General features: G+C 42.8%; 26 protein-coding genes. 7 read left to right on the top strand and 19 right to left on the bottom strand.

The genetic code is table 11. The annotated features are described in order from the left end of the window. The first annotated feature begins 12 nt into the window (after window positions 1-12). From ACSSTM_RS14995 to ACSSTM_RS14985, 3 genes are all read left to right on the top strand, one after another. Window positions 13-417 (top strand): helix-turn-helix domain-containing protein, encoded by a 405-nt coding sequence (locus tag ACSSTM_RS14995; protein ID WP_034660010.1) that lies wholly within the window; start codon window positions 13-15, stop codon window positions 415-417. Between the two features lie 130 nt (window positions 418-547). Further along, window positions 548-949, top strand: a complete 402-nt coding sequence (locus ACSSTM_RS14990; RefSeq protein ID WP_034660012.1) for a helix-turn-helix domain-containing protein — start codon at window positions 548-550, stop codon at window positions 947-949. Between the two features lie 82 nt (window positions 950-1,031). Next, window positions 1,032-1,352 (top strand): winged helix-turn-helix transcriptional regulator, encoded by a 321-nt coding sequence (locus tag ACSSTM_RS14985; RefSeq protein WP_034660013.1) that lies wholly within the window; start codon window positions 1,032-1,034, stop codon window positions 1,350-1,352. Window positions 1,353-1,433: 81 nt separating this feature from the next. Here ACSSTM_RS14985 and ACSSTM_RS14980 read toward each other — a convergent pair whose 3' ends face one another. Genes ACSSTM_RS14980 through ACSSTM_RS14965 form a run of 4 tightly spaced genes read right to left on the bottom strand, consistent with a single transcriptional unit; the run spans window position 1,434 to window position 4,891 of the window. Further along, window positions 1,434-2,123, bottom strand: a complete 690-nt coding sequence (locus ACSSTM_RS14980) for an ABC transporter permease (RefSeq protein ID WP_034660014.1) — start codon at window positions 2,121-2,123, stop codon at window positions 1,434-1,436. Between the two features lie 21 nt (window positions 2,124-2,144). Continuing rightward, window positions 2,145-3,062, bottom strand: a complete 918-nt coding sequence (locus ACSSTM_RS14975) for an osmoprotectant ABC transporter substrate-binding protein (protein WP_034660015.1) — start codon at window positions 3,060-3,062, stop codon at window positions 2,145-2,147. Window positions 3,063-3,075: 13 nt separating this feature from the next. Further along, entirely contained in the window at window positions 3,076-3,729 is a 654-nt protein-coding gene (locus ACSSTM_RS14970) for an ABC transporter permease (protein WP_003213477.1), read from the bottom strand. Window positions 3,730-3,742: 13 nt separating this feature from the next. Further along, complete coding sequence (locus tag ACSSTM_RS14965; RefSeq protein ID WP_034660016.1) at window positions 3,743-4,891, bottom strand: betaine/proline/choline family ABC transporter ATP-binding protein; 1,149 nt, start codon at window positions 4,889-4,891, stop codon at window positions 3,743-3,745. Window positions 4,892-5,160: 269 nt separating this feature from the next. Here ACSSTM_RS14965 and ACSSTM_RS14960 point away from each other — a divergent pair, with 269 nt between their 5' ends. Then, entirely contained in the window at window positions 5,161-5,697 is a 537-nt protein-coding gene (locus ACSSTM_RS14960) for a GbsR/MarR family transcriptional regulator (protein ID WP_034660700.1), read from the top strand. 56 nt (window positions 5,698-5,753) lie between these two features. Here ACSSTM_RS14960 and ACSSTM_RS14955 read toward each other — a convergent pair whose 3' ends face one another. Further along, a complete protein-coding gene (locus ACSSTM_RS14955; RefSeq protein WP_106036509.1) occupies window positions 5,754-6,386 on the bottom strand; it encodes a MarC family protein in 633 nt (210 codons plus the stop codon). 154 nt (window positions 6,387-6,540) lie between these two features. On the opposite strand from ACSSTM_RS14955, the gene ACSSTM_RS14950 reads away from it, so the two are divergent. Continuing rightward, entirely contained in the window at window positions 6,541-6,930 is a 390-nt protein-coding gene (locus ACSSTM_RS14950; protein ID WP_254637642.1) for a hypothetical protein, read from the top strand. A 49-nt stretch (window positions 6,931-6,979) separates the two neighbouring features. Continuing rightward, window positions 6,980-7,444 carry a GNAT family N-acetyltransferase gene (locus ACSSTM_RS14945; protein ID WP_080869547.1) on the top strand — a complete coding sequence of 155 codons (465 nt, stop codon included), beginning with the start codon at window positions 6,980-6,982 and terminating at the stop codon, window positions 7,442-7,444. A gap of 22 nt (window positions 7,445-7,466) precedes the next feature. Here ACSSTM_RS14945 and ACSSTM_RS14940 read toward each other — a convergent pair whose 3' ends face one another. From ACSSTM_RS14940 to ACSSTM_RS14880, 13 genes are all read right to left on the bottom strand, one after another. Beyond that, a complete protein-coding gene (locus ACSSTM_RS14940) occupies window positions 7,467-7,748 on the bottom strand; it encodes a hypothetical protein (protein WP_034660018.1) in 282 nt (93 codons plus the stop codon). After that, a complete protein-coding gene (locus ACSSTM_RS14935; RefSeq protein ID WP_309415762.1) occupies window positions 7,745-8,113 on the bottom strand; it encodes a hypothetical protein in 369 nt (122 codons plus the stop codon). Before ACSSTM_RS14935 ends, ACSSTM_RS14940 begins: the two co-directional genes overlap by 4 nt. Next, window positions 8,110-9,507: a hypothetical protein gene (locus ACSSTM_RS14930; protein WP_034660020.1), complete on the bottom strand. Its 1,398-nt coding sequence runs from the start codon at window positions 9,505-9,507 to the stop codon at window positions 8,110-8,112. The genes ACSSTM_RS14935 and ACSSTM_RS14930 overlap by 4 nt, the downstream gene beginning before the upstream one ends. Next, window positions 9,479-10,246: an ATP-binding cassette domain-containing protein gene (locus ACSSTM_RS14925; RefSeq protein WP_034660021.1), complete on the bottom strand. Its 768-nt coding sequence runs from the start codon at window positions 10,244-10,246 to the stop codon at window positions 9,479-9,481. Before ACSSTM_RS14925 ends, ACSSTM_RS14930 begins: the two co-directional genes overlap by 29 nt. Before the next feature lie 58 nt (window positions 10,247-10,304). Then, the gene (locus ACSSTM_RS14920; RefSeq protein WP_034660022.1) at window positions 10,305-10,574 is read right to left on the bottom strand and encodes a hypothetical protein; all 270 of its coding nucleotides are present in this window, start codon (window positions 10,572-10,574) and stop codon (window positions 10,305-10,307) included. A gap of 257 nt (window positions 10,575-10,831) precedes the next feature. Continuing rightward, complete coding sequence (gene eno / locus ACSSTM_RS14915) at window positions 10,832-12,124, bottom strand: phosphopyruvate hydratase (protein ID WP_003212752.1); 1,293 nt, start codon at window positions 12,122-12,124, stop codon at window positions 10,832-10,834. Window positions 12,125-12,153: 29 nt separating this feature from the next. Then, window positions 12,154-13,689: a 2,3-bisphosphoglycerate-independent phosphoglycerate mutase gene (gene gpmI, locus ACSSTM_RS14910; protein ID WP_034660023.1), complete on the bottom strand. Its 1,536-nt coding sequence runs from the start codon at window positions 13,687-13,689 to the stop codon at window positions 12,154-12,156. Further along, on the bottom strand, window positions 13,682-14,443 hold the full coding sequence (tpiA, locus tag ACSSTM_RS14905; protein ID WP_034660024.1) for a triose-phosphate isomerase: 762 nt from the start codon (window positions 14,441-14,443) through the stop codon (window positions 13,682-13,684). Before tpiA ends, gpmI begins: the two co-directional genes overlap by 8 nt. Before the next feature lie 30 nt (window positions 14,444-14,473). Further along, the gene (locus tag ACSSTM_RS14900; RefSeq protein WP_034660025.1) at window positions 14,474-15,658 is read right to left on the bottom strand and encodes a phosphoglycerate kinase; all 1,185 of its coding nucleotides are present in this window, start codon (window positions 15,656-15,658) and stop codon (window positions 14,474-14,476) included. Window positions 15,659-15,871: 213 nt separating this feature from the next. Further along, window positions 15,872-16,879 (bottom strand): type I glyceraldehyde-3-phosphate dehydrogenase, encoded by a 1,008-nt coding sequence (gene gap / locus ACSSTM_RS14895; protein WP_012011304.1) that lies wholly within the window; start codon window positions 16,877-16,879, stop codon window positions 15,872-15,874. A gap of 31 nt (window positions 16,880-16,910) precedes the next feature. Then, window positions 16,911-17,948 (bottom strand): sugar-binding transcriptional regulator, encoded by a 1,038-nt coding sequence (locus ACSSTM_RS14890; protein ID WP_106036508.1) that lies wholly within the window; start codon window positions 17,946-17,948, stop codon window positions 16,911-16,913. Between the two features lie 314 nt (window positions 17,949-18,262). Then, window positions 18,263-19,648, bottom strand: a complete 1,386-nt coding sequence (locus ACSSTM_RS14885; protein ID WP_045210184.1) for an amino acid permease — start codon at window positions 19,646-19,648, stop codon at window positions 18,263-18,265. 139 nt (window positions 19,649-19,787) lie between these two features. After that, a complete protein-coding gene (locus ACSSTM_RS14880) occupies window positions 19,788-20,981 on the bottom strand; it encodes an ornithine--oxo-acid transaminase (protein WP_066030356.1) in 1,194 nt (397 codons plus the stop codon). Window positions 20,982-21,190: 209 nt separating this feature from the next. Here ACSSTM_RS14880 and ACSSTM_RS14875 point away from each other — a divergent pair, with 209 nt between their 5' ends. Next, window positions 21,191-22,633 (top strand): sigma-54 interaction domain-containing protein, encoded by a 1,443-nt coding sequence (locus ACSSTM_RS14875; RefSeq protein ID WP_095285772.1) that lies wholly within the window; start codon window positions 21,191-21,193, stop codon window positions 22,631-22,633. A 27-nt stretch (window positions 22,634-22,660) separates the two neighbouring features. Here the strand turns inward: ACSSTM_RS14875 and ACSSTM_RS14870 are convergent, their stop codons facing one another. Next, complete coding sequence (locus tag ACSSTM_RS14870) at window positions 22,661-23,398, bottom strand: FadR/GntR family transcriptional regulator (protein ID WP_095285771.1); 738 nt, start codon at window positions 23,396-23,398, stop codon at window positions 22,661-22,663. Window positions 23,399-23,569 lie beyond the last annotated feature (171 nt).

The following is a 23,569-nucleotide window of genomic DNA, read 5'->3' as shown; positions in this document are numbered from 1 at the left end:
AGGTTCGATGTCATGAATCACTTTGGTGAACAATTACGCATTTTAAGAGAAAATAGAAAAATGTCTGTCAATCAACTCGCCATGTATTCAGGTGTAAGCGCTGCTGGTATTTCTCGTATTGAAAATGGAAAGCGCGGTGTGCCAAAACCTTTGACTATCAAAAAATTAGCACATGCCTTGAAGGTGCCTTATGAGGATTTAATGCTGCTTGCCGGTCATATTGAACAGGAGCAAGTTCATGAAATGAAACCAAAATATGAATCCATGTTGAAAATCTATCAAACGGCGCTTCAAAAGGATGTAGAACATCTTCCCATTTTTGATGGGGACAAATGGGAAAGGCTCTCCGCACAAGACATCAGCCAGCTGAATGAATACTTTCTCACGCTCATCAACCAAAAAAAGGCGAACAAATAGCGGGGCATAAACCTAATGTACATCCACTATTAACTAATGTCAATATTTTCATGGTATACTTGTTGCCAATAGTCAACAAATCAGGTAAAATAGACATATCTAATCTATAACCATGTGAGGTTTTGCCTTGATGAACTTTGGTGCATATTTAAGAGCATTACGTGAGGAAAAGAAGCTGTCAGTGAACCAATTAGCGATGTATTCAGAGGTCAGCGCTGCTGGTATTTCTCGTATTGAAAACGGGAAACGCGGTATTCCAAAGCCTCCTACGATTAAAAAACTAGCCGGTGCATTAAAGGTCCCTTATGAGGAAATGATGCAGGCTGCGGGCTATATTGAGGAAGCCTCTTCTGTCCATCAGTTGAAGGAAGAGGAAATGGCATTATCCAAAATAAAGGAAGCTGCAGCGCAATATGAACTTGGTGATCTCGAAATATTTGATGGAGACATTTGGTCAACTCTTTCGAAAAAAGAAATAGAGGATCTTAACCGCTATCTGTTATTTATGTTAAACAGCCGTTCGTCATCATAGAATGTTTTGAGCATTGACAAGCTTTTCGAGCTGATTTATGACAGATTTACGGTATAATGAGTTCAGATTGGAGTGAAGAAAGATGAATCAATCTGACATGTGCCCGCGGTTTGAAAAAGCAGTTGAGTTATTGAGTAAACGCTGGGTCGCACTGATTGTTTTTCAGCTTCTCTCAGGTCCGCAGCGCTTTAGTGAAATTGAGGCCGCTCTGACAAATTTAAGCGGAAGAGTATTATCTGAGAGATTAAAAGAGCTGGAAGCAGCAGGCATTGTAAAACGGGAGGTTTTTGCTGAAACACCCGTGCGCATTGAGTATTCTTTAACTGATATGGGGCGTTCCCTTGCACCCGTTTTTGAGGAAATTTCGAAGTGGTCCTCTGAATGGATCACGCTTGAATCATAAAATACCTGCATGTGAACCCGCCTGATCATCATAAAACAACCTCCCTTACAGATGTAAGGGAGGTTTTGTCTTTTTAACCGCTTAAGCAGATGTGATGTTTTTTGCAGCTAATGCTTTTCTTTCTTTTTTCTTGTTCGTTGGGCTTAAATAGCGTTCGAGCCAGCCCATGACTAGGTCAGCGATAATGGCCATGAGCGCAGTTGGAATAGCACCTGCTAAAATGATGGCTGTTCCGTTTGTGGCGTTTGATCCTCTGATGATGATATCACCTAGACCTCCCGCACCAACAAATGTCCCAATCGCTGTAATGCCGATGGCGATGACAAGGGCGGTTCTTAAACCAGCCATAATGACCGATAAAGCAAGCGGTAATTCAACCATTCTCAGCACTTGCCATTTCGTCATGCCCATCGCTTTACCCGATTCTAAATAAGCATGTTCAATGCTGACAATCCCTGTATACGTGTTGCGGATGATCGGCAGAAGCGAATACAGAAAGAGTGATAAGATGACTGTATTTGCGCCAAGTCCTAATACAAGCATCAGCACGGAAAGCATCGCTAACGCCGGTATGGTTTGTATAACATTGGTAATGGCGAAGATCCAATTGCTCAGCTTACGGTAATGCGCCACAAAGATGCCTACTGGAATTCCGACAATCGCCGCAAACAGCACCCCATACGCTGACATGAGAAAATGCCGATAAAATTCTTCTAACACATATGAACCGTTCTGCTGATAATACGTCCATAATTGCTGCAGTGTGTCCATCAGCCGTGACAACTCCCCATCTTACTCAAAGTAATTGTGCTTTTTTAGGAAATTTTTCGCAACGGTGGCTGGTTCTTGAAGCTCCCCGTCGACTTGATAGTTAAGCTCTTGCATTTGCTCTGTATCGATTTTTCCGATCAGCCTGTTGATCACCTTATCAAGCCCTGGGTTCTCTTTTAGGACTTTTTCCGGGACAACTGGCGATGCATCATATGGCGGGAAAAACCGCTTATCATCTTTTAAAATTTTGAGGTCATAGGCTTTAATTCGTCCATCTGTTGAATAGGCAAGCACAATATCCATTTTTTCATTTTTTAATGCATCATAGACTAAACCAATCTGCATTGGATACGTGCTTCCAAATTCAATTCCGTATGTTTTCACGAATCCTTCGTAACCGTCGCCTTTCTTTTTGAGCCAAATATTATCGACACCGAACCGGTAATTTTTCGCATTCTTTTTCAAGTCAGAGACGGTTTCTAACTTGTTTTCCTTCGCCATCTTTTGCGTCACGGCAAAGGCATACGTATTATCAAAGCCATAGGAATCAAACCATTTGTAATCATAGCGTTTCTTAAATTCTTTTTGGACGATCTCCATCGCACGCTCCGGGTCTTTTTCCGCATCCATTCCAAGCGTACTTGTCAAATCTGTCCCTGTATACCTTGTGGCAGAAATGTCGATATCTCCGTTTTCCATTGCTTTCTGCTGTACGGTATTAGAGCCTAGGTTTTTCACAATGGTTGTCTTTTTATCTGTGTAATGTTCGATGATATCGCTAACCATGTAGGCCATAATTTCTGATTCGGTAAAGTTTTGTGCTCCAATTCGCAGCGTATTGCCTGAGGAGCCGGCTAGTCCAGGAAGTGAACAGCCGCTTATCAATAGCAAGCATCCGGCAAGCAGTGCACTGATCCATCTTGTTTTTCGATTCTTCACATAAGCCAACTCCTTATGAAACTTCCTTCAATCCTTTTAAGCCTTCTGGTGTTACTTTTTTCTCCAGCTTCATCAATGTAAAGTCAATGATGACCGCTAAAATAGTGACTGGGATGGCACCCGCAATAATGTATTCCGGCTGATATAACTGAAGTCCAATTAAAATGTAGTCACCAAGACCTCCCCCACCGATAAAAGCAGCAAGTGTTGTCCAGCCGATTAAATAAATCGTTGACGTTCGGACGCCTGCCATAATGATCGGTACAGCAAGCGGGAGCTCAACAAGACGAATTTGCTCCCATGTGGTCATACCGATCCCTTTACCGGATTCAAGCAAGTTTTTGTTTACACCTTGGACGCCGGCATACGTATTTCTCAAAATAGGCAATACCGAATAGAAAAAGAGCGCAACGATTGCAGGTATTTTCCCCACCCCCAAAATAGGAATAAAAAATGCAAGAATCGCTAAACTAGGGAGTGTTTGAAAGATATTCACGACACCGATGACAAAACCTGCGCCTCGTTTCATTCGTGTGAGAACGACGCCTAAAGGAACGGCAACGATAATTCCTAGCACGACGGCAATTAAGGAAATATATAAATGCTCCCACATTTTTGTGAGGAGTTCCCCACCATTTTTCTCTAGAAAATCGATGATTTGATCCATGTGTCCACCTCCCTTAGTTCATTTCAATGGCAGACGCCGGCGTATCGTCTCCCCAAATAGAGTCGTACACAACATCTACAAGACTTGCCCGTGTTACAATGCCTTTTAAATGCCCTTTGGCATCCACAACCGGTACATATTTAATACCGCGTATTAAGATTTTCCGAACGGTGTCTCTTAGAAGTGCGCCTTCTTGTACAGTATAGAACTCTGTATTTAAGATCTCACCAACGAAAGCTGCTTTTCTGCGGTTCGCATCGATTGTTTCAATATCGATATAGCCTTTTAGCACATGATGTTCATCTACTACAAGCAAGGAATCGACCCGCTTTTCTCTCATGATGTAGATGGCATCAGTCAACGTTTGTTCGACTGTAATGGTGACTGGTGACGTGTTCATCATTTGTTCTACACGTTCCATATTCGGATTTGATTGAAGCAGGCGTTCTTTTCCGATGAATTCTTCTACGAACTCGTTGGCGGGGTTACGCAAAATATCTTCAGGTGTGCCTACTTGGACAATCTCTCCATCTTTTAAAATCACAATTCGGTCAGCGAGTTTAATGGCTTCATCCATGTCATGTGTGACGAATACGATGGTTTTATTTAACGTTTTTTGCAGTTTCTTAAATTCTTCCTGCAATGTATCTCGTGTAATTGGATCAAGTGCACCAAATGGTTCATCCATGAGGATCAGAGGGGGTTCTGCTGCCAGTGCGCGAAGAACTCCGATGCGCTGCTGCTGTCCTCCACTGAGTTCATGAGGATAGCGCTCTAAAAATTCCGGGCCCATGTCGACGAGCTTCAGCAGTTCGCGAGCTCGTTCCTTCCGTTTTTCTTCCGGCCATTTTAAGAGCTTCGGCACAAGTGAGATGTTTTGCGCGATGGTCATATGGGGGAACAGTCCAATTTGCTGAATCACATAACCGATTTCTCTTCTTAATTGAACTGGATCTTTTTTCATAATATTTTCTCCCTCGATGAAAATGTTTCCTGAGGAAGGTTCAATGAGTCGGTTGATCATCTTCATGGTTGTTGTCTTACCACAGCCACTCGGTCCAATAAAACAAATAAATTCTCCTTTTGCTATTTCTAAATCAATATTTTTGACAGCTTTTTTTCCGCCTTTATACGTCTTAGATACATTCTCTAGTTTCAGCAAATGAGACACCTCCAATTAGTTGGATCTATATATTCAGAAAATTTACACCTTATTCATTATAGTGCAAACTTTATAAAATAAAAAGTTTATGATGTGTTTGTATTGCATAAGATTTATATAAAATTTTCAGTTAACGCTGTAATATCTAGAGATCTCTCCTTTTTCCTTCAAATTACTAGCAATTACTCAATATTTATTGTTTTCATCAACAAACAGGTATATGATATATTGTGTTACAAATTGTCAGTCGTGAAGGGATGAAGCGGGGAGTGGACAAGCAAGCGTTAGGCGCCATTCAAAAAGCACAGGATCATTATATTGAAAAAGCTGCGGAGAACATGAATGCCTTTGGTCTTTCTTCTACAGTGGGTAGAGTGCTTGGTATCATTCACATGAACCGTAAACCAATGACGCTGGAAGAGCTATCAGAGGCGACCGGCATGAGCAAAACGAGGATGAGTCAAGTCGTTCGAGAAATGCTCGATTTGAATATTGCGGAAAAGGTTTATGAAAAAGGAATACGTAAAGATCTTTATGAAGTTGAGCAAGATCAATACCAAACGTTTATTTCATTGTTTGCAGCCAATTGGTCCCGAGTTGTCAGCAAAAACCGTAAAGCACATAAGAAAACGTGCAAGGAATTGCAAGAGCTGCTTGAACAGGACGACTTACCTGAAGAAACAGAGGATAAAATCAATCTGCTTCTTTCAGAAATCAAGGAAAGTCTTGATTACTATGATTGGATTAGCCGCTTAATTGAATTCTTTGAAAGTGAAGAAGTATTTAAGCATGTGCCGAAACCTTAAAAAAAGCTGTTTTATTTTACATCATTGTAGAAAAAAAACAGCTTTTTTATATACACTTATGACATAAACATCGGAAACATCCCTTTTAAGCCTGCGCCGATCATCTCAACTGCCACTACAGCAAGAATTAATCCCATCAAACGCGTCACAACATTCATCTCTGTTTTCCCCATTTTCCGCATAATGAAACTGGAATAATGAAAGGCATAATACGTCATGGCAAGAACAATGATAATGCCGATTAGAATCGAAAACATGTGGAGCATCCCTTGACTTCCCGGGGTTAAACTCATTACTGTAGCGATTGTACCGGGCCCAGCGATGATCGGGATTGCCAGCGGCGTAACGGAGATATCTGCCTTCTCTTTGCTTTCTGCCTTTTCCTCCGAATGAGGATTTTGGACGTGTGATTCTTTTGCATTCAGCAAATTGTAAGCGATACCAAAAATAAAAATACCTCCGGCGATGCGGAGTGCATGAATATCGATCCCAAACAATTTGAATATGAGCCTGCCTGCCAATAGAAAGGCAATCAAAATAATGAAAGAGACCACGATGGCTTTTTTGGCTGTCTGAGCGCGTTCTTTCTCTGTATAGCCTTCTGTTAAGGTGATGAAAAGAGGCACGTTTCCAATGGGGTTTGATACAGCAAATAATGAGACTACAACATGAATCATAAAGGCAATCAACAGACACCCTCCTTTTTTCATAGTGTCTGCCAATCTGATGTGAATATTCCCTTTGATGTTAAAACCTGTTTATCTTTAACCGATGGTAATAGAGGTTTAAAGAAAGGGGTTCACACTTGAAAAAACCATTACGATCATTCTTCTGTCTGTTGCGGTGTTAGGCGCAGCTGGCTGGATTGTTTGGCAGCAGACTAACAAAGCAGCAAAAGAAAAACATCAGCAAGAAAGCAGAACGAACGATCAGCAGCTTTCCCAGTTAAAATCAGATCAAACGGATATGAAACATGAAAACGATGAACAAAAAAAGCAAATAGCCACCGTCACAAAAAAGCTCAAAAAAGAAAAGAAAGCCTATGAAAAAGAGGTCAAACAGCGTAAAGCGCTTGAGGTGAAAGTCGACCAGCTTCAAAAAGAGCTGGCAGCAGCAAAAACTGCTGCTCAAGCGAATAAGCAGACCGCACAGGCTATAAGAAAACCAACTGACAAAAAAGACCCGAATGTCACTCATCACCCTCCCTCTCAGGTGGGTACAGGACCAATATGATTGGGGCGTGAAACAAGGGTATATGAAAGAATAGAAAGGATGAAAAAATGTGATACAAATTCGGCCATTGTCTCGTGATCAATCTCTCCCTATGGATCTTTTACTATTAGCTGACCCTTCAAAGGAAAAGGTTCTCGCTTATGTGCAATCCGGCTCTTGTTATGCCGCCTTTCATGAAGAGGATGTGATTGGTGTTTATGTTCTATCATCGCTATCTCAGCATACAGTCGAAATCATGAATGTTGCTGTGAAGGAGTCATGGCAAGGAAGGGGAATTGGGAAGCAGCTGATCCGCCATGCGATCGCTGAAGCGAAAGCCGCTGGTTTCCATACGATTGAAATCGGCACAGGCAACTCGAGTATTCAGCAGCTCGCACTTTATCAAAAATGCGGCTTCCGCCTGACTTCGATCGATCGCAATTTCTTCCTTAAGCATTATGATGAACCGATTTATGAAAACGGGATTCAATGTATGGATATGGTACGGCTGTCTCTCACTTTTCAAGCAGACTGACTATTTGCTCAGCCTGCTTTTTTTATGCTCTTCGCTTTTTCACAGCTTGAATCACATATTGAATGAAAAAGTAGAGCACAGCGCCAGCTAAAAAGCAGACAACGCATCCAAAAAGCGTCGCCTCTGAGCTGAATTGATACTCTTCAATTTTCATGATATAAAATGGCATGCCAAACAGTGTCGGACTTGATTCAACATGATTGACTTCTAGCAGCATTAAAAAGACAGGGGTCATAAACACAGCAAATATATACAGCATTGCAAGTGTTAAGCCGCTAGAAAACGAATGAAATACTTTGATCATCTTTTTCTCTCCTTCATCTCTTTTAAACTGGCTGTGATATTTTTCCCGTCTGGGCAAGCTGGATGCAGCATCACAGTGTTCAGTAAAGAAAAAAACAGCAGCTGATGACTCACCGGATGCTTCCACATCAAAAAAAGCACACTCGAGCAGAGCACCGGAAACAGCGGACCCGCAAGTGCCACCATCAGATTAAAGCTCGGCCGGTCAAATGTCTCATGGACGATCGCCACTTGCTTCCAATCAATCGTTACCACAAAATCAAAGAGCTGCCTTTTTTCGAGTTTGTTACACACCATGATCATCAGCATATGACCGAGTTCGTGAATTAGCACAACAGCTAGTAAACTAATGACAAGCCCCATCATCGCAATACAGGCCTTTTTAACATCGCAGCATATATACAACTGAAAAAGGCAAGTGAACCAAGCAGATAAGCGGTGGCGAGAAGAGACACATCATATGAAAGCCATTCTAATAAAAGCATATCGATAAAGCTGAATACAGCAATCATCAACACGATCACAAACAGCTTATTAAAATCACTGATTTTCACGACAAACCCTGTACAGGCCGCCATGGCGGTAATCAATAAAATGGACAAACTCGCCAATCCATGACCTTCACTTTCAATACCGATCACCAAATAGGCAAGCCCAATATACACAAAATATGTCAGCAGATTAATGGTGTAATAAAATAACATTCTCGACATTAAATAAGCGCCCTTTGATGTATTTAACATAAAGATGGCCCTTTGATTGATATGATATTCCCTGCCAATCATCAGCGGAAGCATGATCAATATTTCCTTTAACGCAAACTGCACAATAAAGGCATACAGCCAGCCAGTTTCTGCCGGTGTAAAAACAAATGGCAGCCCCACCGTCAAACAAATGAGAAAGAGAAACAAAATGCCTTGCTCTTTAAAAACAGCTGATCGGCTGAAATAGACCAATTCCTGCCGCAGATGTGTCAGAAAGGAAGAGTGCGTTCTGATTTTCTGGTAGGAAAACGACTTCACCTCTGTTTTCAGCTGCAAAAACATCTGATGAACATAGCAAGCTGCTAAACCCTTCACCCATAGCCATCCAGCGCTTAGGATGATGACAAGTAACAACAGATAGACAGCCGGCCATACATGGATCATCTCCACCGCTTTTTGAAAAAGGAGAAATATTAGTACATGAAGCGCCCCAAAGCCGATCGTTTGAAGCAGCAAATGCTCTTTTGTTTTTGATACGAAATGGCTCACACCGATCCGCAGCAGCATCCAAGAAGCGAGCGTATACAGCGCCAATATGCAGCAAGTGATGCAAACAACGATGATCCAATACAGAGATGGGGTGACACCCGTGATCAAAAGACCTAATACAATCGGTAAAAAAAGCAGTCCAGCCATGAGGAAGCAAAAGAGCACTGGAAAGAAATACACGCAAAGGATAAATGGCACACTCTGAATCGCACTGTTTAAAAAGTAGAATTGATATTCTTGGCGCTTCAATTTATTGCGGGATAACACAATACCTGCCCCTAATAGTAAGAGCGACATTTTGACAAATTGGAGGTATAGCGCAGCTGGCTCGTTTTCACCTGCCTGCATGAAAAAGCGCAGGCTAATGACGACGTATATCGCATAGATCAGTAAGAGAAAAACGGCAGCTGCGAGAAGCTGTAAAGGATATTTTTTTCCAAGCTGTTTTCCTTTCGTTGTCAGCATGCCCCATTCTAGTTTATGAAGAACGTGTCGTGTCCAAATCATTGAGTAACCTCTCCACCTGCATATAGTAATCTCGATTCACTTCTTTATAAATCTCTTCAAGTGCCTGATGAGGAAATGTCTGAGTCGTTTCTTGGCGGGACATATTCAGCTTGACGTCACCATTTCTTAAGATCATGAGATGGTCATATAATGTATCACCAAAGCTCAAATGATGAGTTGATATAAGAATGCCAGCGCCTTGATCTCTCAGCTTCATGAGCACCTTTTTTAAGATGATCATCATATCTGGATCAAGTCCGTTTGTTGGCTCGTCGAACACATAATAATCACATGGTCTGAGGAGCTGCGAAATGATCTGTGTTTTCTTTTGATTGCCATGGGACAGCTGAGCGATTGGCTGATCCATATATGGACTCAGCTCAAACAAATCGGTGAATGTCTCTTCTCGTGTGACATCTTGCTCATTTGGCAGCTGAAGTAATTGAAAGTATTCCCTCGGTGTTAAATAATCGAACAACGCATGATCGTCAGGAATATAGGAAACATGTTTTTTCAAAAGGGAAATATGAGCTGAGGATTGAAGGTTCAGCTGTTCGCCATGTAAGGAAACGTACCCAGTAAATGGCGTCAGCCCAAACATGGCTTGGATCATCGTTGTCTTTCCTGCACCATTATGCCCTAAAAGAAGCATCGTCCGGCCTTTCTCCACGTTCATTTGAATATTGCGGAGAGAGAAGGTGCGGCTATACGTTTTTTCTTGTAATTGTAATGTCAGCATCATATCCCTCCGTTTGTTTCAGATGGAACAGATGACCTTGCATCTGTTCTCATCCCTGTTAGAACCCGCATTGGATTTTAACGTACATGCCTAATAATTTGAACTCTCCTAAAAATTTGGAGCCCTTTCCAAAGGTCTTACATGCCCAAATCAATGCTCCAAGTGAAATAATGCCCAATATAGCGGCAAGGACATAAATCCAAAATGCATTTTTCTGTACATTCTTAGAAGTCAGAATTCGTTGCTTCCTTTCATCATATGCCGCCAATAGGTGAAGGACATACATATACACACCTACTGGAAAACGAAGGCTAAAAGGATTCAGCATCTCATCACCCCCTAATATATGTAAAATGATACCACCCCCTTACAGAAAGCATAAGTTCATTTCAGATCATATTTTTAGTCGATTTTTCATGATTTAGTGCTTATAAATGGAGGGGATTTTGACTTCTTCTCTAACTGAAGGAGGATTTTTTACAAAAATAGGATAAGACAAATGAATTAGCTATCGGATTTCGCTCAACAAAAAAAAACGCTGCGTCCCGCTCTCATGAAAGAGCGGGACGCAGCGAGTAGCTGGCATTATTTATTCAAGTTATAGAATGTTGCAATGCCGTGATATTGTGCTGTTTCAGCCAATTGATCTTCGATGCGAAGTAATTGGTTGTATTTCGCCACACGGTCCGTACGAGACGGAGCACCTGTTTTGATTTGTCCAGCGTTTGTTGCAACAGCGATGTCTGCAATTGTGCTGTCTTCTGTTTCACCAGAGCGGTGAGAGATGACTGCTGTGTATCCTGCACGTTTTGCCATTTCGATTGCATCAAATGTTTCAGTTAATGTACCGATTTGGTTTACTTTGATCAGGATAGAGTTACCGACACCATTTTTAATACCTTCAGAAAGCTTCTTCGTGTTTGTAACGAATAAGTCATCTCCTACTAGCTGAACCTTGCTGCCAAGGCGTTCAGTTAATAGTTTGTGACCTTCCCAGTCGTTTTCATCAAGGCCGTCTTCGATAGAGATGATAGGGTATTTCGATACCATATCTTCATACCAGTCAACCATTTCAGCAGATGTTTTCACAACACCTTCGCCTGATAAATGATATTTACCGTCTTCTTTGTTGTAGAACTCAGAAGATGCAGCATCCATTGCAAGTTTCACTTCTTCACCTGGTTTGAAACCAGCTTTTTCAATCGCTTCTACGATTGTTTGAAGTGCTTCTTCGTTAGAACCAAGGTTTGGAGCGAATCCGCCTTCGTCACCTACAGCTGTGTTTAAGCCTTTTGCACTTAATACAGATTTCAGGCTATGGAAGATTTGTGCGCCCATGCGAAGTGCTTCACGGAAGTTCGGTGCACCTACAGGCATAATCATGAATTCTTGAATGTCTACGTTGTTATCCGCATGCTCTCCGCCGTTGACGATGTTCATCATTGGCACTGGAAGCGTTTTGGAGTTGAATCCACCAAGGTATTGGTAAAGTGGAATTTGTAAGAAATCAGCAGCCGCACGTGCTACAGCGATAGATACGCCAAGGATTGCGTTTGCGCCTAATTTCCCTTTGTTTTCTGTTCCATCAAGTTCGATTAACATTTTGTCAATCGCTACTTGTTCTGTTACATCAAAGCCTAAAAGTTCTGGTGCAATGATTTCATTTACGTTGTTTACAGCTGTCAGAACACCTTTTCCAAGGTAACGGTCTTTGTCTCCGTCACGTAGTTCTACTGCTTCATATTCACCAGTAGAAGCACCACTTGGTACTAATGCACGGCCAAAGCCGCCAGATTCTGTGTAAACTTCTACTTCAACTGTTGGATTACCGCGAGAGTCTAATACTTCGCGTGCATATACGTCAACAATGTATGGCATCGTTATTTCTCTCCTTTTGAATCAATTTGTTATTTCTGAATCAATGATGTTCCTGTCATCTCTTTTGGTTTTTCAAGACCAAGTAAGTCTAAAAGCGTTGGAGATAGATCGGCTAGAATGCCGCCTTCTCTAAGCGTTGCATCTTTTTTCGTTACGATGACTGGAACAGGGTTTGTCGTATGTGCAGTATGCGGCTTTCCTTCTTCGGTAATCAGCACGTCTGCGTTACCGTGGTCTGCCGTGATGATGGCATGTCCGCCTTTTGCTAGGATTGCGTCGACAACAGCTCCTAAGCACTCATCTACTGCTTCAATGGCTTTGATTGTTGGCTCGAGCATACCTGAATGACCAACCATATCCGGGTTAGCAAAGTTCAGGATGATCGCATCATGCTTGTCAGCATTGATGTCTGCAACAAGTGCATCCTTTACCTCATAAGCGCTCATTTCTGGCTTGAGGTCATAGGTTGCCACATCTGGCGAATTGATCAAGATGCGGTCTTCACCAGGAAATTCTTCTTCACGTCCACCGCTCATAAAGAACGTCACATGAGGATATTTCTCTGTTTCAGCAATCCGCAGCTGTTTCAATCCATTTTGCGCTAGCACTTCTCCTACTGTGTTATCCAAATTCACTGGTTTGAAGGCAACATAGCCATCAACCGTTTCACTGAAGTGTGTAAAGCAGACGAAGTGTAAATCCTTCGGATGTGCTTCCCCGCGGTCAAATGAGCGGAAATCTTCATTTGTGAAGGTGTTCGAAATTTGGATCGCACGGTCTGGACGGAAGTTATAGAAAATCACAGAGTCTCCGTCGTTTACTTTTGCAACTGGCTCACCATTTTCTCTCGTGATGACAGATGGAATAACGAATTCATCGTAGATTCCATTTTCATAGGAGTCATCAACGACATCATAAATGTTTGGATAACTTGGGCCTTCACCATACGCCATCGCGCGATATGCTTTCTCCACACGATCCCAGCGTTTGTCACGGTCCATTGAGTAATAGCGTCCAGAAAGTGTTGCCACTTCTCCGACACCGATTTCTTTGATTTGTTCTTCAAGCTGTTTTAAGTACACTTTGGCTGTCTTTTGACCAACATCACGTCCGTCTAAGAAGCCATGAATGTATACCTTTGTTAAGCCTTCTTTTTTCGCCAGCTTCAGCAGGGCAAAGAGATGCTGGATGTGGCTGTGCACACCGCCGTCTGACAAGAGACCGAATAAATGAAGGGCCTTGTCGTTCTCTTTTGCATAAGTCATTGCCTCTAGGAACGTTTCGTTTTTCTCAAATTCCCCTTCACGAATGGCAACATTCACTCTTGTTAAGCTTTGATACACAATGCGTCCTGCACCGATGTTCAAATGCCCAACTTCAGAGTTCCCCATTTGACCTTGCGGGAGGCCTACTGCCTCACCTGAAGCCGTTAAGGTTTGATGCGGGAATTCATTCCAGTAGCGGTCGAAGTTCGGTTTCTTTGCTTGGGCAACAGCGTTACCGACTGTTTCGCCTCTTAAACCGAATCCATCTAAGATGATTAATGCAGCTGGTTTCTTACTCATATTGACCTTCCTCCAATAATTGAACGAAAGACTGAGGTTCTAAGCTTGCGCCGCCTACCAAAGCACCGTCAATATCGGATTCTGCCATATATTCTTTAATATTCGCCGGCTTCACGCTTCCGCCATATTGAATGCGAAGGCTGTCTGCCGCTTCTTGACCATATTCGCTTGCAACGGTTTGACGGATATGCGCGCAAACGTCGTTTGCATCTTTCGCTGTAGAAGATTTCCCTGTACCGATCGCCCAGATTGGCTCATATGCAATGACAGATTCAGCGACTTGCTGAGTCGTTAAACCAGCTAGTGCTTTCTTCACTTGATCAGCGACAAGTTCATTTGTTTTGCCAGCTTCACGCTCTTCAAGCGTTTCACCTACGCAGATAATTGGAACGATCCCATGCTTGAATGCAGCATGTGCTTTTTTGTTCACTGTTTCATCTGTTTCAGCGAAGAATTCACGGCGCTCTGAATGACCGATCACTGAGTAGCCGATGCCAAGATCTTTTAGCGCAGCAGGGCTGATTTCACCAGTGAATGCACCATTTTCTTCAAAGTGCATGTTTTGTGCACCAATTTTAAGGTCTGTTCCGTTAGAAAGGCTGTTTAGCTTTTCAAGGAAAAGTGCTGGCGCACAGACAATTGCTTCCACTTTGTCAGGAGATGGAATGGATGACTTGACTTCTTCAACGAAACTAACTGCTTCGCCAAGTGTTTTGTTCATTTTCCAGTTCCCAGCTATAATTGGTTTTCTCATGATTGACACTTCCTTATAGCAGTTTTGGTCTTATTTATCGTTTAATGCAGTAACACCTGGAAGCTCTTTGCCTTCCATAAATTCAAGTGAAGCGCCGCCGCCTGTAGAAATATGGCTCATCTGATCAGCAAGACCAAATTTCTCAACAGCTGCTGCTGAATCTCCACCGCCAATGACAGAATATGTATCTTTTGCTTCTGCCAGTGCTTCTGCGATTGCTTTTGTTCCTTTAGCGAATGCGTCGATTTCAAATACACCCATTGGTCCGTTCCAAACAACAAGTTTGCTGTTTTTAATAACATCAGCGTACTTCTCTCTTGTCTCTGTTCCAATATCAAGTGCTTCTAGATCACTTGGAATTTCAGAGATTGGCACAATGCTTGTATTCGCATCATTTGAAAAGTCGTCGGCTACCAGAACATCTGTTGGAATCAGGAAGTTCACGCCTTTTTCTTTTGCACGGTCCATAAAGGATTTCGCTAAATCGACTTTGTCTTCTTCTAATAAAGATTTTCCTACTTCGTGGCCTAGTGCTTTCACAAATGTGTAAGCAAGTCCGCCGCCGATGATGAGGTTGTCCACTTTATCAAGAAGACTTTCAATCACACCGATTTTATCCTTTACTTTTGCGCCACCAATAATCGCTGTAAATGGGCGATCAGGGTTTGAAATGGCTTTTCCTAGAACCTCAAGCTCTTTTTGCATGAGGAAGCCCGAAACAGCCGGAAGATATGCTGCAATACCAGCAGTGGATGCATGTGCACGGTGTGCAGCACCGAACGCATCATTGACATACACATCGGCTAAATCAGCAAATGCTTTTGATAGTTCAGGATCGTTCTTTTCTTCACCAGGATAGAAACGAACGTTTTCAAGCACTAGCACATCTCCTTCTTTTAAGTCAGAGATTTGCTTTTTCACGTTGTCACCGTAAGCTTCATCCGCTTTTTTCACTTCTTGTCCAAGAAGCTCTTGCAGACGTTTTGCTACAGGTGTCAGACGCAATTCTTCAGTAACTTGACCCTTCGGACGACCCAAATGACTAGCTAGCAGTACCTTTGCGCCTTGTCCTGTTAAATACTCAATCGTTGGTAATGCTGCGCGAATACGAGTATCATCCGTCACTTCTCCGTCTTTCATTGGAACGTTAAAATCTACGCGGCAGAACACAACTTTACCTTTTACGTCAATGTCTTTTACTGATTTCTTATTCATGCTCGTCAGGAGATCCTCCTTTATTCTGGTTTCCTTACGCATTGGACAAGTCTCTCTTTATCCTTTTCCCATTTTGCCCTCATCAAAACGAGAAATCGTGCAGAACGGATAAAAACAGAGAAAAAGGGAAAGGGATGCTTCCCCTTCCCTTGTCCGTCTTCATTATATCGTGTCTCTAGGAAAGAACCAAGTGAGTTCCTTCAGTGTGACAAATTAAAGACCTTGTTTTGCAATGTAAGCTGCAAGGTCAACAACGCGGTGAGAATATCCACTCTCGTTATCGTACCAAGAAATGACTTTCACCATGCTGCCTTCCATCACCATTGTAGAAAGAGCATCGATTGTTGAAGAGTTTGCATTACCATTGTAGTCACCAGATACTAATGGCTCTTCGCTGTAGCCAAGGATTCCATTAAGTTCTCCTTCAGCTGCTTCTTTAAGTGCTGCATTTACATCTTCAGCTGTTACATCTTGGTTTAATTCAGCCACAAGGTCAACTAAAGAAACGTTAGGTGTTGGAACACGCATAGCGCCACCGTTTAATTTACCTTTAAGTTCAGGCAATACAAGTGAAACAGCTTTCGCAGCACCTGTAGAAGTTGGGATGATGTTTTCCGCAGCTGCACGAGCACGACGGTAGTCTTTGTGCGGAAGATCAAGAATTTGTTGGTCATTTGTGTATGAGTGAACAGTTGTCATCATACCGCGTTTGATACCAAATTTATCGTTAAGTACTTTTGCAAATGGAGCTAAGCAGTTTGTTGTACAAGATGCATTAGAGATGACATCGTGGCTAGCTGCATCGTATTTGTCTTCGTTTACACCCATAACGATTGTGATATCTTCTTCGTTAGCAGGAGCAGAGATGATGACTTTTTTAGCGCCAGCTTCTAAGTGTTTTGCAGCGTCTGCACGTTTTGTGAAGAATCCAGTAGATTCAACAACGATTTCTACGCCTTGTTTACCCCAGCTTAATTTCGCAGGGTCACGCTCAGCTGATACTTCGATTGTTTTACCGTTCACTACTAAGTTTGTACCGTCTACAGAAACCTCTGCATCTAGTTTTCCGTGAACAGAGTCATATTGTAAAAGGTGTGCAAGCATGTTAGCGTCTGTTAGATCGTTAACCGCTACTACCTCAACTTCAGGATTGTTTAATGCTGCACGAAATACGTTACGTCCAATACGTCCAAATCCGTTAATACCGACTTTTACTGCCATGATGTTTCCTCCTTTTATAGGTAACAATGTTTTATATTGAGGGATCAATTGACTCCCTTAATAACTCTTTTGCGGCTCCTTCGTCTGTGACGAGAACCGTTCGGCGGGGTTTTTTGAAATAAGCTTCAATGGCCCCTGCCTTTGATGATCCACCTGCAACAGCAATGATGTGTGGAATGCTTTCTAAATCATCTAGCTGCATGCCGACGGAGTGCACTTTGTGGACGACCTCACCATCACGATTAAAGTAATAGCCAAAGGCCTCTGTCACTGCGTCATGCTCATCAATCTTTTTTAAATCTTCAGCTGGTGTATTTCGTCTCATCGCCATTGTTTTTGCTTCACCGATCCCATGAATGAGCATCGTGGATGATTTAATCGTGTGAAGCACTTCTTTGACTGACGGCTCTTCAATAATAGAAGAGTAAGCACCTTCTGACAGCTGCCCTGGAACAAACAGCAGTTTGTAAGTACCGGAAGCTTTTTCAGCCATGTGGGCACAAATGGTGTTTGCCTGATTTTTTACATTCTCCCCAAGACCGCCTCTCGCAGGGACAAACATCATGTCTCTGTTTTTGGCATCAGGGGTCATCATTTCGGCAACGGCTTCCATCGTCGTTCCGCCAGTGACGGCGACGATATTATTTCCAGTAAACCTTTTTTTCATACATTGGACAGCAGCTCTTCCCATTTCTTGCTTCACCCACGGGGATTCGTCACTGTCACCAGAAACGATGATGACTTCTTCTAGGCCTAACTTCCTCTTTAATGTATTTTCCAAAAAGGTTAAACCTAAAACGTCCTTCATCATTCCTTCAAGCATTTCAAGCAAAGCGTGGCCTTCACTCGTCAGCATCATGCCGCTCGTTTTGACATCCAGCAGGTTTTGTTCTTTTAGAAACTGAACTTCAGCTCTTAAGATGCGCTCACTGAGACCTAGGCTCGTCGCAAGGCTTCTGCGGCCGATTGGTTCAGCTAACCTGATGTATTGCAAAATGTCGTAGCGTTTTTGCATAACGATGAGAAGATCTGGCAATAATTTTTTTTGAGCTTCCAATAAACGATTCATGGCTAACGACCCTTTCTTTTCACGCTGGACTAAAAACGTCCCACTGTGACAAAAAACGTCCCGCCACAGCCAAAAAAAATCAATCCCTGCTTTCTTTAATTATTTTAACAGGATAATCTTGCATTTTCAACTCTTACAAACACATTTAGACAAAAAATAGACACATTTTCACCGATAACCTGCTTGTCATCAAGGTTCTTGCTATGATATTTCTTTTCAAAATATTTATTTTCTTCTATATTCAATGAATTCACCATTGAAAATGTGCATGCGTGTGAGATCCGCATGCACATTTTGTTGATATAGTTGGTCTTTTATGTTTTTGGGATGGTTCCTTCCTCTTCGGCGAAACGCTTTGCCTCTTCCTTCGGTTTGATTTTGAAATAATAAATGATGTAGCAGACAGCCATGAACGGAACGCCGCAATAAAGGCCAATCCGCTGATCCTCAATAAAGAATAGGCTGATGAGAACGATGCCAAATGCGATGAAGCCTGCCAATGGCACAAATGGATAGAGCGGTGTACGGAAGACGAGATCCTTTACATCTCCACCCGCTATTATGAATTGTTTTCTAAAGAAATACTGAGACAAACAAATGGACATCCACACCACAACTAGAACCATTCCGGAAATCGAAATGAGCCACACATACACCGTTTTTGGTGCCACAACACTTGTGAGCAGGGATAAAGCGGATACACCCATTGTCACCAATAATGCATTGATCGGGATTTTACGCTTGGACAGCTTTTTCGTAAAGCCAGGTCCTTTCCCGTCCTTTGAAAGCGACCAAAGCATACGTGATGATGCATATAATCCAGAGTTTGCTACAGATAAGACAGCTGTGATGATAATAAAATTCATGATATCTGCAGCATATGGGATGCCGACCTTGTCCAGCACGACCACAAACGGACTGTCAACAGTGCCTGCTGTCTGCCATGGAAGAAGCGCGGCAAGAACCGCAATTGATAAAACGAAAAAGACCATCGTTCTCCAAATAATATTCCGTATCGATCGAGGCAATGTTTTTTCAGGGCTTTCACTCTCACCTGCTGCAATCCCTACAAGTTCTGTTCCTTGAAAGGAGAAATTGACCGTGACCATGGTTAATAAAATAGCAAAAACACCATTAGGAAATAGTCCGCCATGATCCGTCAAATGACGAAATAAAGGGGCTGGTTCTCCGCCTTTTAAATGAATCATTCCGAAAATTGCGCCAATTCCGATGATAATAAACAATAGGATGGCTGCAACCTTAATGGCTGAAAACCAAAATTCTGTTTCAGCGAAGCTGCGAGCTGAGATGGCATTCACGGCAAATAATATCACGCTAAATGCTAGGCACCAGAGCCAAACCGGGATATCTGGGAACCACCTTTGGAGCAATATGCCTGCTGACGTAAACTCCAGTCCAATCGTACACGCCCAGCTAAACCAATACAGCCAGCCGATCATAAAGCCTGTGGATGGACCTATATATTTGGTTGCATACTCCTGAAAGGACCCGGCTGTCGGCATCGCCACTGCTAATTCTCCAAGACACAGCATGACCAAATACATTAACAGTCCGCCAATGATAAACGATAGAATGGCTCCGCCAGGTCCTGCCTGATGGATAATCAATCCTGATCCAAGGAAAAGGCCCGTACCGATGACGCCGCCTAAGGCAATCATAAAGAGATGTCTGCTTTTCATGGAACGCTCTAGTTCATTATGCTGTTCTTGCTTCAAATCCACTTCCCCACTTTCCTTCTTCTATTCATCATCCTTTGACAAAATTCGCTGTTCGTTGAAAAAGAAAGGGAGAAAGTGAAGGTTCCTCCCCCTTTGGCATTTAGGCTTGAAACAGTGCTTCAATATGACCAATTGCCCAGTCTAAATCTTCTTTTGAAATGGTCAGCGGCGGTGCAAAACGGATAACTGTCTCATGTGTTTCTTTACATAACAATCCTGCTTGCTTCAGCTTTTCACAATAAGGTCTAGCTGCCTCTGTCAGCTCCATTCCTATAAATAATCCGCGGCCGCGCACTTCCTTAATCACAGGGCTTTGAATGCGTGATAGTTTGTCTTTGAAGTATTCGCCAAGCTCCATGGAACGTGCTGCAAGCTTTTCGTCGATTAAAACATCCAGTGCAGCAAGCGACACCGCACACGCAAGAGGATTTCCTCCGAAGGTAGACCCATGAGAACCAGGGTTAAACACGCCTAATATATCGCGGTTTGCTACGACACACGAGATTGGAAAGACGCCGCCGCCTAAAGCTTTCCCGAGGATCAGCATATCTGGCTCAATGTCTTCCCAGTCACACGCAAACATCTTACCTGTTCGTGCTAACCCCACTTGAATCTCATCCGCAATGAACAGCACATGTTCTTTCTCACAAAGCGCCTTGGCATCTTTCAAGAAGCCTTCTGGCGGCATGACAATTCCCGCTTCTCCTTGAATCGGTTCTATGAGGAAAGCCGCTGTCTGTGGTGTGATAGCTTCACGTAACGCTTCAATATCTCCGTAAGGAATCAGTTTGATTCCGGGAAGCATTGGACCGAAGCCTCTTTGGTATTCTGCTTCAGAGGAAAGAGACACAGCCGTCATCGTTCTCCCATGGAAATTGCCAACACACGCAATGATTTCTGCACGATTCTCTTCGATTCCCTTAACATCATAGCCCCAGCGTCTTGCTGCTTTTACAGCGGTTTCTACAGCCTCAGCACCAGTATTCATTGGCAGTGCCATGTCTTTATTCGTCAGTTTGCAAATTTTTTCATACCAAGGACCAAGCTGATCATTATGAAAAGCTCTCGAGGTGAGTGTCACACGGTCTGCCTGTTTTTTGAGCGCTTCAATAATGCGGGGATGGCGATGTCCTTGGTTCACTGCGGAATACGCACTGAGCATATCCATATATCGATTGCCTTCAGGGTCTGTCACCCACACTCCCTCAGCCTCTGAAATCACAATTGGCAGCGGATGATAGTTTGCCGCTCCATATTGTTCTGTTTGTTGAATCAATTCATTTGTCTGTGTCATCATCTATTCCTCCTTCTGTAAGGTAGCTTCTTTCAATTGGGTTCATCTTCATCCATATGTTATGCAAGGATCGTGCCAACTTTCTGACCGCTTGATCATGAGGGTCTACCTCATTATTTACGCAAAATTTCTTTGCGCATGCCAAATTTTTTAGAGGAAACCGCAAAATTTTTCATGTAAAATAGAGGTAACGTCAGGAGGTGGCACAAGTGAAAAAAGATCTGCATGCCGCAAAGCTTGAAAATGAGATTGATTTATATAAACAAATGCTCGATTTAATTGATGTCGGGGTTCATGCAATTGACGAGAATGGCCATACGGTTGTTTATAATAAAAAAATGATGGAGATTGAGTCTTTAAAACGCTCTGATGTTCTCCATAAAAATGTACTCGACTTCTTCACCTTTCAAGATGAGATGCACAGTACACTTGTCCAAGCGCTTCGTACCGGGAAACAAACCGTTCATGCCAAGCAGACGTATCATAATTACAACGGAAAAGAAATCACAACGATTAACCATACATACCCGCTCGTTCGAGACGGCCTCATTCAAGGGGCAGTTGAAATTTCAAATGATGTGACCAAGCTGGAACGGCTGATTCATCACAATATGAAGAAAAAAGGAAGCACACGCTTTACCTTTGATTCCATTATTGGACAAAGCCCTGCATTTTTAGAGGTGATTGAACATGCGAAACGAGCGACACGCACCTCTTCCTATGTGCTCATTGTTGGCGAAACAGGGACTGGGAAAGAACTGTTTGCTCAAAGCATTCATAACGGCAGCAGCCGGTCATCTGGACCATTTATTACCCAAAATTGTGCGGCACTGCCTGATAATCTGATTGAAAGTCTGCTCTTTGGTACACAAAAAGGGGCTTTTACGGGAGCAACTGATCAGCCTGGTTTATTTGAACAGGCGCAAGGAGGAACATTGCTTTTAGATGAGATCAACTCATTAAATCCTCCTCTTCAAGCAAAACTGCTGCGCGTCTTACAGGAGAAACGCGTGAGAAGGCTAGGCAGCACAAAAGAAATCGCTGTTGATGTAAGAGTCATTGCCAATATGAATGAGGACCCTGTGGATGCGATCGCAGGTGGACGCATGCGCAAGGATTTATTTTATCGGCTCGGTATTGTCACCTTATTTATCCCGCCGCTTTCTGAGCGAAAAGAGGACATTCCTACGTTTGTGAATCATTTTATTCAAAAATATAATGAGCTGTTTCAAATGAAGGTGAAGACGGCTGACGAAGAGGTACTTGCCCTTTTCCAAGCGTATCATTGGCCAGGCAATGTAAGAGAACTGGAGCATGTGATTGAGGCGGGGATGAATATGATGATGGATGAAGACGACTTAAGCATGCATCACCTACCCTATCATTTTAGATTTAAGCACGGGGAAGGCCCTCCTAAGGCGCAATTGCAAACAAATTCTCTGCAGCAAACCGCAGCTGCTGACACCTTTGTCTATACAAGCCCAGAACAGACGACTGATTTCCAAACCCAAATGGAGCGATTCGAAAAACAATACATCGTCCATTACTTAGAAAAAATGGACGATAATATTTCACAGACTGCAAAGTTATTGGGCATGAGCAGGCAAAGTCTGCAATATCGAATGAAAAAGCTACATATTTCTCGTCAATAATAGAGCTGTGCCATCATTCGGCACAGCTTATTGTGTATCTGACTGTTCTGCTGGTTCTTGCAGCACATCACCCAGCAGATTTTCTACATTTTTCAAATGCGTAAGCATCGCTTTCTCTGCTTCTTCTGGCTGCCTTGCCATGACGGCTTTGTAAATTTGTTCATGTTCTTCGTAAAGCTGCCGAATGGAGGCTTTCGTTGAGAATAATACGACTTTTCTCGTTTCCCGCATCGTTTCTACTAACAAGGTTGAGACTTGATTCACTAACACCTTTAATACATCATTCTTCGAGGCTTTGGCTAAGGCGAGATGGAAGGTGAGATCTGCCTCTTCACCAATTTCTTCATGTGCTTCTGCCAGCTTCATTTGTTCGAGTGCATCACGCAGCTGATGAAGGTCATCGTCCGTCCGAAGCAGCGCCGCCTTTTTAACAGCACCTGTTTCAATGATGGTTCTCACTTCAAGGAGCTGCCTGACATCATGCTGCTTCATTAAAAATGCAGGAGATAAAGAAAATGCGAGCTGTTCAGGATCGAACTGCTTCACATATGTGCCTTCCCCTTGCTTCATCTCTATTAATCCGATCGCTTTGAGAGCAGACAGCGCCTCTCTTACAGCGGAACGGCTGACTTGAAAGCTTTCTGAGAGCGCTTGAACCGAATCTAATTTTTCCCCCGGAAGAAGCTCACCTGTACGAATGAATTCGATTAATGCATCCGCAATTTCTTCATATATTTTTTTGGTTTTGATTTGTTTATATTTCAATTGGTCTCACCTCATCACTGTTGTCTATCCTTATCGGCTCATGCCCTATCTTATACTTTACCCCAAAATTTCCGTTCAGACGTCTCCCCGATTTAATTTCCAAAAAATCTTCTGTGTGCCTTGCTTTCAACAAAAAAGAAGCACCTGCCTTGTTTCTGGCAAGTACTTCTT

The sequence above is a fragment of the Bacillus sp. RK1064 genome, from assembly GCF_051488405.1.
Lineage (GTDB): Bacteria > Bacillota > Bacilli > Bacillales > Bacillaceae > Bacillus.
This window is presented reverse-complemented; position numbering and strand designations above follow the sequence as displayed.